At 64.1% G+C, this 12,057-nt stretch carries 11 protein-coding genes and 1 pseudogene; 4 read left to right on the top strand and 8 right to left on the bottom strand.

The window, feature by feature from the left end:
* Together NCR38_RS28440 and prpB are read right to left on the bottom strand one after the other, a co-directional pair.
* Window positions 1-116 (bottom strand): annotated as a pseudogene (locus tag NCR38_RS28440) (2-methylcitrate synthase); the annotation flags it as partial.
* Between the two features lie 23 nt (window positions 117-139).
* A complete protein-coding gene (prpB, locus tag NCR38_RS28435; protein WP_061118732.1) occupies window positions 140-1,036 on the bottom strand; it encodes a methylisocitrate lyase in 897 nt (298 codons plus the stop codon).
* A 198-nt stretch (window positions 1,037-1,234) separates the two neighbouring features.
* Between prpB and prpR the strand changes: the two genes are divergently transcribed.
* Window positions 1,235-3,181 (top strand): propionate catabolism operon regulatory protein PrpR, encoded by a 1,947-nt coding sequence (gene prpR / locus NCR38_RS28430; protein WP_250478009.1) that lies wholly within the window; start codon window positions 1,235-1,237, stop codon window positions 3,179-3,181.
* Here prpR and NCR38_RS28425 read toward each other — a convergent pair.
* A complete protein-coding gene (locus tag NCR38_RS28425) occupies window positions 3,165-4,961 on the bottom strand; it encodes an ABC transporter transmembrane domain-containing protein (RefSeq protein ID WP_250478008.1) in 1,797 nt (598 codons plus the stop codon). The genes prpR and NCR38_RS28425 overlap by 17 nt on opposite strands.
* Before the next feature lie 145 nt (window positions 4,962-5,106).
* On the bottom strand, window positions 5,107-6,042 hold the full coding sequence (locus tag NCR38_RS28420; protein WP_250478007.1) for an AraC family transcriptional regulator: 936 nt from the start codon (window positions 6,040-6,042) through the stop codon (window positions 5,107-5,109).
* Window positions 6,043-6,136: 94 nt separating this feature from the next.
* Here NCR38_RS28420 and NCR38_RS28415 point away from each other — a divergent pair, with 94 nt between their 5' ends.
* Entirely contained in the window at window positions 6,137-7,384 is a 1,248-nt protein-coding gene (locus tag NCR38_RS28415) for a DUF1479 domain-containing protein (protein WP_250478006.1), read from the top strand.
* Between the two features lie 36 nt (window positions 7,385-7,420).
* Here NCR38_RS28415 and NCR38_RS28410 read toward each other — a convergent pair whose 3' ends face one another.
* The 3 genes from NCR38_RS28410 to NCR38_RS28400 all read right to left on the bottom strand — a co-directional run bounded on the left by NCR38_RS28410 (window position 7,421) and on the right by NCR38_RS28400 (window position 9,869).
* On the bottom strand, window positions 7,421-7,867 hold the full coding sequence (locus NCR38_RS28410) for a DUF2501 domain-containing protein (protein WP_250478018.1): 447 nt from the start codon (window positions 7,865-7,867) through the stop codon (window positions 7,421-7,423).
* Window positions 7,868-8,157: 290 nt separating this feature from the next.
* Window positions 8,158-9,489, bottom strand: coding sequence for a type II toxin-antitoxin system HipA family toxin (locus NCR38_RS28405; protein ID WP_250478017.1), 1,332 nt, complete (start codon window positions 9,487-9,489; stop codon window positions 8,158-8,160).
* Complete coding sequence (locus NCR38_RS28400) at window positions 9,489-9,869, bottom strand: helix-turn-helix domain-containing protein (protein WP_409219320.1); 381 nt, start codon at window positions 9,867-9,869, stop codon at window positions 9,489-9,491. Before NCR38_RS28400 ends, NCR38_RS28405 begins: the two co-directional genes overlap by 1 nt.
* 145 nt (window positions 9,870-10,014) lie before the next feature.
* Between NCR38_RS28400 and NCR38_RS28395 the strand changes: the two genes are divergently transcribed.
* Window positions 10,015-11,043, top strand: a complete 1,029-nt coding sequence (locus NCR38_RS28395; RefSeq protein WP_061118725.1) for a sensor domain-containing diguanylate cyclase — start codon at window positions 10,015-10,017, stop codon at window positions 11,041-11,043.
* Between the two features lie 51 nt (window positions 11,044-11,094).
* Here the strand turns inward: NCR38_RS28395 and NCR38_RS28390 are convergent, their stop codons facing one another.
* Window positions 11,095-11,373 (bottom strand): hypothetical protein, encoded by a 279-nt coding sequence (locus NCR38_RS28390; protein ID WP_250478005.1) that lies wholly within the window; start codon window positions 11,371-11,373, stop codon window positions 11,095-11,097.
* A gap of 203 nt (window positions 11,374-11,576) precedes the next feature.
* On the opposite strand from NCR38_RS28390, the gene NCR38_RS28385 reads away from it, so the two are divergent.
* Window positions 11,577-11,897, top strand: coding sequence for a hypothetical protein (locus NCR38_RS28385; RefSeq protein ID WP_250478004.1), 321 nt, complete (start codon window positions 11,577-11,579; stop codon window positions 11,895-11,897).
* Window positions 11,898-12,057 lie beyond the last annotated feature (160 nt).

Here is a 12,057-nt window from a genome sequence, read left to right as displayed (position 1 = left end):
CCGGTCTTGCCGACCGTGCACAGCGCGGTATTGCCCGCCGTCACGCCGGACAGCGCGACGGATTTCTTCGGCTTGAATGCGCCTGCGGATGCGGTGCTGTTGTCTGCTTCGCTCATTGATTTCGTCTCCTTCACAAGGGTTATTTCTTCGCAGCAAAAAGCTGATCGAGTTTCTCTTCGTAGGCGTGATAGCCGAGATACTTGTACAGATCGGCGCGCGTCTGCATCGTTTCGACGGCGGCTTTTTGCGTGCCGTCGCGCTTCACGGTCTCGTAGAAGTTGAGCGCGGCGGCGTTCATCGCGCGATACGCGCCGCAACAATACAACGCGATGTCGACGTTTGCATCCTTCAGTTCATCGACCGTGAAGAACGGCGTGGAGCCGAACTCGGTCAGGTTCGCGAGAATCGGCACGCGCACGGCGGCCTTGAAGCGGCGATAGTCGTCGAGCGTTTTCATCGCTTCGGGGAAGATCATGTCGGCGCCCGCCTCGACATAGGCGATGGCGCGCTCGATCGCCGCATCGATGCCTTCGGCGGCAGCCGCGTCGGTGCGCGCCATGATGACGAACGATTCGTCGGTGCGGGCATCGACGGCGGCCTTCACGCGATCGACCATTTCGCCGGTCGGCACGACTTCCTTGCCCGGGCGATGCCCGCAGCGCTTCTGCCCGACCTGATCCTCGATATGGACGGCAGCCACGCCCGCCTTGATGAACGAACGGATCGTGCGCGCGATGTTGAAGGCGCCGCCCCAACCCGTGTCGATGTCGACCATGAGCGGCAGCGAGGACGCGTCGGTGATGCGGCGCGCGTCGATGAGCACGTCTTCCATCGTGCTGATGCCGAGATCGGGAATGCCGAGCGAATTGGCGGCCACGCCGCCGCCGGACAGATAGAGCGCCTTGAAACCGACGGCTTCGGCCATCTTCGCGGCGTAGGCGGTGATCGCACCCACGACCTGCAACGGCGATTCGTCTCTGACGGCCTGGCGGAACCGCGCGCCTGCGGTCTGTGCGGACTGGTTTTCGGAACTCACGTTTCGTCTCCTGATGAAGTCGGCCCTATAGAGCAAGTTGCTTGCCAGTCCGAGTCATCGGCGTAAGTCATTGATTTTACTGACCAAGAACATTCTGGCAAAACATGGTTGTTTTCACGGCTGAAATTTCAGATTTCGAAGCTGAAATGAATGCTGCATACTAAACGCGCACCACCGCGTCATTCAAGGCAGAAGACCATGCAAACGGATTCCGCGTCTCGCCCGCGCATCTGGGCGGTCGGTATCAGCCGGCTCAGAGCGTTATTCATCGATATCGCCGGCGCCTATGCCGACCGCGCCGAACTCGACGTCGTCCCGCTCGGCTACGAGGACGCCGCGCGAAGCATCGAAGGCGCGCGCGACGAGCGGCCGGATGTCGTCGTGGCCGGCGGCTCCAATGGCGCCTATCTCAAGGGCCGCGTGTCCGTGCCGGTCGTCGTGATCAGCCCGACCGGCTTCGACGTCATGCACGCGCTCACGAAGGCGCGGCGCGAGGGCGCGAGCGTCGCGCTCGTCACGCATGGCGATACGCCCGCGGAAATACGCCGGTTCCTCGCCGCATACGGCATCGACATGATCTGCGAATCGTATCGCTCGGCGCAGGACGCGGAGAGCCTCGTGCTGGACTTGCGCGATCGCGGCGTCGACGTCGTGGTCGGCCCGGGCCTCGTCGCGGACCTGGCCGCCGACGCGGGCATGAGCTCGGTGTTCCTCTACTCGCGTACATCCGTCGTCGCCGCGTTCGAGACCGCACTGGAAGTTGCCCAGGCGATGCGCCACGAAGTCGCACGGCGCAATCGCCTCGACAACCTTTTGCAGCATCTTCGCGATGGCGTCGTCGCGGTCGATGCGGGCGGCCGCATCGAAGCGATCAATCGCCGGCTCGCCGCCGCGCTCGGCATTGCCGATGCATCGCGCGCGGTCGGCCGGGCGCTGCTCGATGTCGCGCCCGAACTCGACGGCGTCTTGCCCGTCGCCGACGGCGATGTGTTCGGCGCCGTGCGCGGCGTGAGCTACGCGATCCATCGCGGACCGCTGGCGAGCGAGGGCGCAGCGGGCGGCACGATCTTCACGTTTCAGGAATCGCGCGCAGTCGAGCGCCTCGACCGGACGCTGCGTTCACGGCAGGGCGCGCAGGAATTCGTCGCGCGGTACCGGCTGGAGGACGTCGTCGGTGAATCGGAGCCGATCGAGCGGGTAAGAGCGCTCGTGCGCCGCTACGCGAAATCCGATGCCACCGTGCTGATTCTCGGCGAAAGCGGCACAGGCAAGGAAATGGTCGCGCAAAGCATGCATCGCCTGAGCCGTCGCAAGGACTTTCCATTCGTCGCGATGAACTGCGGTGCATTCCCCGAAGCGCTGCTCGAAAGCGAGCTGTTCGGCTACGAGGAGGGCGCGTTCACGGGCGCGCGCAAGGGCGGCAAGGCCGGCCTGATCGAAGCAGCGCATCGCGGAACGTTGTTTCTCGACGAAATCGGCGAAATGCCGCCTTCGCTGCAAAGCCGCCTGTTGCGTGTGCTGCAGGAAAGAGAAGTCATCCGCCTCGGATCGACGGAACCGACGCGCGTCGATATCCGCGTCATTGCCGCGACGCATCGCACGCTCGCCGAGGGCGTCGCCGATGGCTCGTTTCGGGCCGACCTCTTCTATCGCATCAATATTCTGAGTGTCGCTGTGCCGCCGTTGCGCGCGCGATCCAGCGACATCCTGCCGTTGGCGACGGAGTTGCTGATGCAGGCCGCGAGGCGCGACAAGGCGCTCGCGCTCTGCGTGCCCGGCCGCGACGACGCGCAGCGCCTGCTCGCGCCGCTTGAGCAGGCGCTGCGCCTCTATCCGTGGCCCGGCAACGTCCGCGAGTTGCAGAACATCGTCGAGCGCATTGCCGTGGAGATCCCGGACATGGAGATCGAGAAGGATCGGCCCGTCGCGTTGACGCTCGACGACTTGCAGGCGATCGCGCCCGAGCTGTTCGAAAACAAGACCGAAGCCAACGCGGATCTTTCGCTTCGCGACCTCGGCCGTTCGGTGGAAGCCGATCAGATCCGTGCGTCGATGGCCGCGTTCGGGGGCGATCGGGACGCCGTCTGCAAGGCGCTCGGCATCAGCAAGACGACCTTGTGGCGAAGGCTCAACGCGAAGCGTTGAAATTCCTGAAGGCGGCAGCGGCCGGCTCGCCGAACTGCAGGGCGGCGAGCTGCGCATACAGCGGCGAGCTTTGCAGCAACTCGGCGTGACGGCCTTGCGCGACGATGCGGCCGTGCTCCATGACGACGATCCGGTCGGCCTGCTGGACAGTAGCCAGTCGATGCGCGATGACGAGCGTGGTGCGATTCTGCGCGGCATTGTCCAGCGCCGTCTGCACGAGTCGTTCGCTCGCTGCGTCGAGCGCGCTGGTCGCTTCGTCGAGCAGCAGGATCGGCGGGTCACGCAGGATCGCGCGCGCGATCGCGATGCGCTGACGCTGGCCGCCCGACAGCCTCACGCCGCGCTCGCCGAGAAAGGTGTCGTAGCCCTGCGGAAGCTGCTCGATGAAACCGGCGGCCGCAGCCATGTCGGCGGCGCGTCGTACTTGCGTGAGCGTTGCGTCGGGCATGCCGTACCGGATGTTGTCGAAGACGCTTCCTGAAAAGATCACCGAGTCCTGCAACACGACGCCGAGCGCGCCGCGCAACGTGCCGAGCGACATGTGCCGGGTCGCGACACCGTTGATCGAAATGCTGCCGGATTGCGGGTCGTAGAACCGCAGCAGCAATTGAAACAGCGTGGTCTTGCCTGCTCCCGATGGCCCGACGAGCGCGACATGCTCGCCAGGGCGGACATGGAGCGAGAACCCGGATAGCGTCGCGATGCCTTCGCGGGAAGGATAGGAAAAGCTCACGTCGTCGAAGCGTATGCCTTCGCCCGCGGCTGGCATCGGCACCGTCGTTGCGGCCTGCGCCACGGGCGAGCGCGCGGCCAGGAGTTGCATGAGCCGTTCGGTTGCGCCGGCGGCGCGCTGCAGATCGCCCCACACCTCCGCGAGCGTGCCGACGGCACCCGCCGTGAACACCGCGTAGAGGATGAACTGCGACAACTGGCCCGCTGTCATCTGCCTTGCCAGCACGGCCTGCGCGCCGAGCCAGAGCACGAAGACGACGGCGGCGAACACGAACACGATGACCACGGCCGTCAACCCGGCGCGGGCGCGGATTCGCGTGAGCGCTGTCTCGAAGGCGGATTCCACCGCCGCGCCGAAGCGCCGCGCTTCGTAGGCTTCCTGCGTGTATGACTGCACCGTTGGCATGGCGTTGAGGATCTCGCCCGCCAGCGCGCTTGCGTTCGCGACCTTGTCCTGGCTGGCGCGCGAAAGCCGCCGGACACGACGGCCGAAGAAGACGATAGGCGCGACGACCACGATCAGCACGGCGATGATGTAGCCGGACAGTACCGGGCTCGTCGTCACCAGCATCGCGATGCCTCCCACCGTCAGCAAGGCATTGCGCAATCCCAGCGACAGGCTGGTGCCCACCACCGTCTGGATCAAAGTGGTGTCGGCGGTGAGGCGCGAGAGGACTTCGCCCGTCTGCGTCGTTTCGAAGAACTGGGGGCTCATGCCCATGATGTGATCGTAGACCGCGCGCCGCATGTCGGCCGTCACGCGCTCGCCCAGCCACGATACCCAGTAGAAGCGCAGTGCCGTCGCGCCCGCGAGGACGAGTGAGACGATGAAAAGCGCGATGAAATAGCGATCGATATGCGTCCGGTCCCCGCTGGCGAACCCGCGATCGATCAGATATCTGAAGGCCATCGGCAGGGCCAGTGTCGCGCCCGCCGACGTCACCAGCGCGAGGAACGCGAGCGCCCAGCGACCGGCATACGGCCGCAGGTACGGAGCGAGAGAGAAGAGCAGGCCGACGCGCGGCAAAGGGGCTGCTGCAGATGACATGGAATCCTGGCGTGGTGGACAGAGCGGTCGATGGCATCGAGCGTCGAAGAGAACCGCTTGCGGGTTCTGACGTTCGTCCGTTGCCAAGCCAGATTATCTTCTTGCGGCGAGCGATACGCGTTCGGGCGCGCAAACGAAACGATACTTATCGGCGTTTCTCCAGCGAAGGCGATCGCGACTCCAAAGACGACGAGTCCAGCGGCGCCCGGTTCGTCCCCGCGAACTCCCTGCGATAAGCCGCCGGCGTGGTGTGCTTCAACGCGCGAAATTGCCGGTTGAAGTTGGCCACGTTCGGAAATCCCGATTGCGAAGCGATCACCGAAACCGGCCATGAAGTATCGGCGAGCATCCGGCATGCATGACCGATGCGAACGCGGTTCAGATATTTGCCGACGCTCTCGCCCAGATGCTGCGCGAAGTAGCGGTTCAACGTTCGCTCCGAGAGCGTCGCTGCGTCGGCAAGCTCGCGCAACGTCAGGCGCTCTGCGAAGCGGGCGTCGATCACGCCAAGGGCGCGATTGATACGCTCGGGTTCGTGACCGGAAGGCCGTCCCGGCTGCCCTTTATCGAACGCTCGGGGCGAGGCGAGCGGCGTGGCGTCCCGGTCCGCGAGCTCGCACAGGACGTCCAGCACGGCGCCCAGGCGTTCTCTGGGCGATCGGGACAACAACGCTGCGAGCCTTCGACTGACGATCTCGCCGGCCTCCTGCGCGAACGCGAGCCCGGATGCCCCGCGGCGCAGCAGTTTTCGCAGCGGTTCGTACTCGGGGCAGCAATCCGCGAGACGCCGCGCCCAATCGCCGCTGAACCAGATAACGATCGCCACTTGCGGCGCACCGGCGTCGATCGACTTGTTCGAGGCCCACGTATGCGGTAGATCCGGCGGCACCAGCACGAGGTCGTCGCCTTCGTAAGCGACGATCGAATCGCCGATATAACGCTTTCCGCGACTGTTCATCGTGAGCGTGAGCTCGTACTCCGGATGGTGATGCCATTCGAACGGTATCCGGGGCAGCTTGCGATGAAAAACCCGGATCGAGCAGCCGGCTTCCATCGTGACGTGTTCGTAAGCGGGCTTCATGACCGGATATGCAAATAGATTGTCCTGATTGTATCGCAGCGAAAGCGTGCGCCCGTCTAAGCTGTAGGCACTCGAAAACATCTGGAGACCCGCTGTGGAATCCCTGAACATTCAAGATCTGCCCGCTGCCATCCGCGCGGTGAAAAAGCAGCTTCGCAACGAGCTGCCCCGCTACAAGGAAGTATTTCAGGAGGTCGAGGCCGAAATGAGGCGCAAGGTCGATGAGATCGCGGAACTTCGTCGACGCGGCGAACCGGTGATTCCGGAGATCCGGTATGCCGACATCGTCGCGGGACGCGTCGGGGACGATGCGATCGCCGCAATCAGGGATCGCGGCGCGTGCGTCGTGCGCGGCGTCTTCAGTGCGCAGCGCGCGGCGGGATGGGACGAGGCGATCGCGGACTATGTCGAGGCCAACCGTCTGGACGAGAAGCTCGCGCATCGGGCGGAGGACAAATATTTCGGCAATCTCGCATCGGGCAAGCCGCAGATTTACGGCATCTACTGGTCCGGCCCGCAGGTCGAGGCGCGCCAGTCACGGGAGCTCACGCAGACGCGCGTGTTTCTGAACCGGCTGTGGAAATGGGAGAGCGAAGGGCGCGTTCATTTCGATCCCGACCAGGTGCCCGTGTATGCGGATCGCCTGCGCCGGCGGCCGCCGGGCTCAGCGTCGCTCGGGCTTTCTCCTCATTGCGATGGCGGCTCTGTCGAACGATGGCTCGACGACAATTTCCGGCGTGTGTATCGACATGTGTTCAGCGGCGACTGGCGCCGTTACGACCCCTTCGACGCGGCGTATCGCCCCGAGGCGCGCGAGATTCCGTCTCCCGCAGTCTGTTCGATGTTCCGCACCTTCCAGGGCTGGACGGCGCTCACCCCGCAGGAGCCCGGCGACGGAACCTTGCAACTGGTGCCGATCGCAAATGCAATGGTCTACGTGCTGCTGCGCGCGCTTCAGGACGATATCGCCGAGGACGACCTGTGCGGCGCGACGCCGGGCCGCGCGTTGTCGATCAGTTCGACATGGCACGCGCCCTTGCACGAAGCGCTCTCGTCGATTCCGCCGATGCAGGCTGGCGACACCGTCTTCTGGCACAGCGATGTGATTCACGCGGTGGAGGATGAACATCGCGGCAAGGGCTACAGCAACGTGATGTACATCGCGGCGGCGCCCGGCTGCGCGAAGAACGACGAATACCTCAAACGGCAACTGCCGGCATTCATCAAGGGCGAGAGCCCGCCCGACTTCCCGGCCGATAACTTCGAGACCGATTTCGTCGGCCGTTCCACCGAAGGCAGTCTGACTGCCCTCGGCAAGCAGCAACTTGGATTCGATCTCTGATCCGTGCGGTCAGTTCGAGAATGTTTCGCGCGGCGTCTACAGCAGGGATTTTCCCTGCGCTAGGATCTTGTCGCAAACCTGCTTCGTGACTTGTTCCTTCAGGCCGCCGCCGCTCAGATCGACCTGCTTGCCGTTGCCGCTATCGAGGATTCCCTTGGCGCCATCGAGGTATCCGCCGTTGCTCGACGCCGAGCCGCCGAGCTTGCTCATGAGCCCGTCCTTGACCGGCGATGCGCCGCCTCCGAGATAGTTGTTCTTGATGCAGTACTCCAGTACGCCGGCGACATTGCCGGTGCTGCCGGAGGATAGCGAGTCCAGCGACAGACCGTTGCCCATTCCGCCGAGATTGCCGAGGCCGCCGCCCGCCGCGGCGTTCTTGCCTTGATCGAGCAGGTTGCCGAGTTGGCCGTAGGTCATGGGAACGTAAAGCAAGGTCGCGGCCAGCATTCCACCGACCCAGAGGTGACGTTTGCACGAGATCATGCTGCCTCCTTTTTGGGGAGCTTTAACTATAGTGCTTCTGAAGGCTCGTGCAGGCCGCAGGCGATCAGCCTGCGCATATCGCGTAACAGGACCGAAAGAATCGGCAGGATTGATGCGCACGACGGTTGCCGCGAAGATCACGAGCTCGCCGCGCTTCGCGCGCGGTGCCGCCCGCCACGGCGCGTCGATCACCTGCGCGCCCGCTGCCGCCCGCCGCTCGCCTCGGCGACGCACGGCGTCCGGGCCGACCGTCGACATGATCAACGGTGACGCCGCACGACGCCTGCGCGTCACGACGCGAGCTTGCGTGCCAGCCGGCGCATGCCGTCGAAGATCGAATCGGCGACGTCCATCGGGAATTCGCGTGGCAGCAGCGCGGCCACTTCGTCGATGACAGCTGGCGTGCGCGTACCGAGTTCATCGATCATCGTCTCGACTTCGGCAGCGGCGAGCCCGACGCGCCGTCCCTGCGCGACCCAGTGCCGGCGCTGGATTTCGCCGATCAGATAGTGGACGTTCTTGCCGCGCACGGCCATCGCGAGCCGCACGCGCCGCGCGGCGAACTTGTCGTGCCCTCGTCCGATGACCGGATGCGCCGAAAGCACGTCATAGAGCGGTGTCGATTCGTACTGGTTGCCGGGCAGATGCGCGATGCTGAAGTTCTTCGCGTGGCCATCGGTGGCGGCGAGCAGCCAGAAGATCATCTGCGTCAGAAAGAAGTGACGGCGATCACGCGCGGCGTGCGTCGATCCGGAGAGCACGTCCATGATCCGTTCTATGCCCGGGCCGCCGTCCGATTCGTACTTGTGCAGCGCGGGCGTACCGGTGGCCTGACACATGTCTTCCTGCGGCAGGCGCAGAATCCACGACTTGTCGCTCGACAGGCGGCGATCGAAGCGTTCGACGACCAGCACCTTCTGATCCGCGAACCGGTCAATCTCGCAGCGCGCGATCGGCAGGCCATAGGCGGCAACGATCTTCGAGCAAAGCCATTCGTTCTCGACCGACGTGCGCATGTCGGCGCGCATGTTTCCGACGAGGCCAAGCGGCAGCTTGAAGATATGCGTGGTCGGGGTGCTGCCTTCGGGCAGAAGCCAGCGCCTGCCGTGACGCAGAAGCGCGGTCTTTTCCTGCGCGCCGGCGATGGAAAGGCGCAGGTCGTCGACCGGCTCGTGCTGTCCGAGCTGTGGCGCGGATGTCGTCTCGCGCAAGAGACGCGCGATCTGCGATTCGGTGAGCGCGCGGCCCTTGATGCTTTCGAGATCCACAGGCGCTTCGCCGGGCGGTAGCATCTGAAGCGCGCCGACGCAATCGCGGCCCAACTGGGCGAGCAACTGGAACGGCGTCGTGCCGCCGGTGCGGAATCGCGTGGCGATGCGGCGGCGGATCGGCTCGCTGTCGGGCAAGAGGTTGTCGAAGAAATCCGTGACGACCTGCCCGCGCCACGGCTGATTGCCTGGCGTAAAGGGCAGCGAGAGCGATAGCGGACGGCCCTGCGTATCGGCGATCCAGTCATCGCGATAGACGAGGCGTTCGCCGGCGGGACCGTTCTCCCAGTATCCGACGGGCAGGCCGTTCATCCACAGGTCGAGCCGTCCCGTTTGCGTGCGGCGCGCCATGATTACCAGTGCTCCCGTTTCTTCGTGGCGGCGGTCGTGGCGCTTTTACGCGCGGGCGTGACCTCGGTCTGTCGCGATGCGCGGCGGGACCGCGCCGTTGTGGCTTTCGCGGCGGCGGGGGGCGGGTCGGTCAGCGCGGCTTCGTTTGCCTGGGCAGAACGGGCGGTTGCGGCTCGGGTTAGCGCAAGTTCCACGTCTAGCGCGCGCAAAACCTTGAATAAGCGCTCGACGCTCACAGCCGCGGGATTGGCTTCGAGTTGCGCGTAAGTCTGCTGGGTGACGCCGAGACGCGCGGCGACCATCGCTTGCGTGAGGCCCGCGGCCTTGCGGAAGCCGAGCAGGATAGGCCTGAGCTGGCTCAGTGTTTTCAGGGAATAGTTCACCACGCGCTCCTACAGGCTTTGGACTGTAATGCGATCTTACAGTCTATTGGCTGTTTCAGGAAAAAACAGTCTATCGTCTGTAAATCGGGTGTGGCCGGTATCCGCACCGCTACAATCCAGTTTCTCAAGGATAAGCGAGGTGTCTATGGAATTGATGCTCGAGCGGCTTTCGGAGTCGGTGGCTTCAGCGGAAAGTCTGGAGCAGCTCACGAGACCGTTGCTTGAAATGCTTGAAATCGTCACGGGGCTGGAGTCGGTCTATCTGACTTCCATCGATGAAGCCGCCGGGATTCAGTTCGTCGATTTCGCGCGGAACTCGGGCGAGCTTCGCATCGATGAAGGACTGGAGGTGCCCTGGGCCGATACGCTTTGCAAGCGATGCATCGACGAAGGACGCCGCTTCACGTCCAATGTCAGCGAAGTATGGGGCGACTCTCAGGCTGCCAGAGCGCTCGGCATCGAAACCTATGCGAGCGCACCGATATGCGCGAGCAACGGCCTGATCATCGGCACGCTCTGCGGCGCGAGCAGGAAGAGTCAGGCTATCGGGCCGCGCGCCCGCAGTGCGCTCAACGTGTTCTCGAAGATCATCGCTCAGCATATCGAGCGGGAACGCTTGCTGGAGGAAGTGCGCCGCTCCAACGAATATCTGACGAAGTTCGCCCTGACCGATACGCTGACCGGGCTGCCGAATCGGCGCGCATTACAGGACGAACTGGGCCGGCTGCTGGCAAGGGCCGCAAGAGATGGGTCGTATGTGATCGTCGGCATGATCGATCTCGACGATTTCAAGAAGATCAACGACGAGTTCGGTCATGCGGCCGGCGACAGTCATTTGCGCGACTGCGCCGAACGCATTGCGAAAGTCACGCGGGACACGGATATGCTCGCGCGCATCGGCGGCGATGAATTTGCGTTCGTGGGTCCGGGTCCTTCCGATCTCGACGAGGCGAACCGGATTGCAGCCGAGATTCAGGCGCGCTTTGCGCGGGCCGGAAGTGGAACGAGCTTGCCCGGACGTCATCAGGCGGGCGCTTTCGGCGTGAGCATCGGTGCCGTTGCGGTACGGTTCGTGAGCGCCGATCAGGCGATCGCCCTTGCCGATACAGCTATGTACGAGAACAAGCGCGAGCGGAAGCGGGGGCGAAATGAGGCTGCATCGGCGAAAGAATGATGTCGATTCGCCGATGCGGGCGTTGACGATCACCTATTGACGACAACGCCATCACGCCGTGGGGCGATAGCGTGCATCAGTGAAACCGGACCGGCCATCGCGTGAGGGCAACGTATCGGATGAGTCCGGCGCGCCGCGCTCCGCTTCGCTCATTTTTTCGATCCTGGTGAGCAGGTCGGCTACCGTCGAGAACTGGTGGTGAAGAAGGTGACGGCTTTGCAACAGGCGCTCGAGCCGGCGACGCCAATACAACAGCGGAAGCGCCGGATTCGACGCGTAGAGAACCGCTTCGATCGCGATTCGAATGTGGGCAATGTCAGCGTCGATCATCCGAAGCTCGAATGCGCTGACAATGTTGCTATCACAGGTGTCCATGGCTTGTTATCGGCATGGACCTTTCAATTCTGAAGCGCTCATGGCGCGACCGATTGTATGGTGCGGTTAAGGACCCGGCACGCTGATTGCGCGCCTTCTGCTCAAGCAGGCGACCCTCGTCTGCCTCCATCTTCAGCCCGACTAAGGAGGGACGGAACATGAACAAGGCAATCAGCACACTGATCGCGGCGGCAGCCGCACTCACCCTGTCAGCGGGCGCTTATGCGCAGACGGCGGGGGGTTCGAGCGGCGCGGGTTCGGCAGGCAGCACGGCTAGCCCGGCAAACCAGGTGAACGGCGCAACGGGCGGCTACGGCACGCCGGGCATGACGAATTCGGAAAGCGGCATGTCCGCCAAGCCCAACTCGGGCCTGCCGAGCAGCACGAACAGCTCGGCAACGTCAGGTACCACTGCGCCGACTACCAGCAACAACACCCTGGCGACGCCGAGCGTGAAGTCGCCTGCTGCTGGCCAATAACGACTGTGTAGAAATGACAATGGGCCGCGAATCGGCGCGAGCCTGCAGATAGCAATCTTCGGGTTCGCGTCGAGGCGGTTATAGGTTCTCATGCTGCGGAGTCGTCGCGCGGCTGGGACGGAAGAGCGCGACTGGCACATTTCGATCTTGCACGGCGCGA

The organism is Caballeronia sp. INML1 (assembly GCF_023631085.1).
Taxonomy (GTDB): Bacteria; Pseudomonadota; Gammaproteobacteria; order Burkholderiales; family Burkholderiaceae; genus Caballeronia; species Caballeronia turbans.
This window is presented reverse-complemented; position numbering and strand designations above follow the sequence as displayed.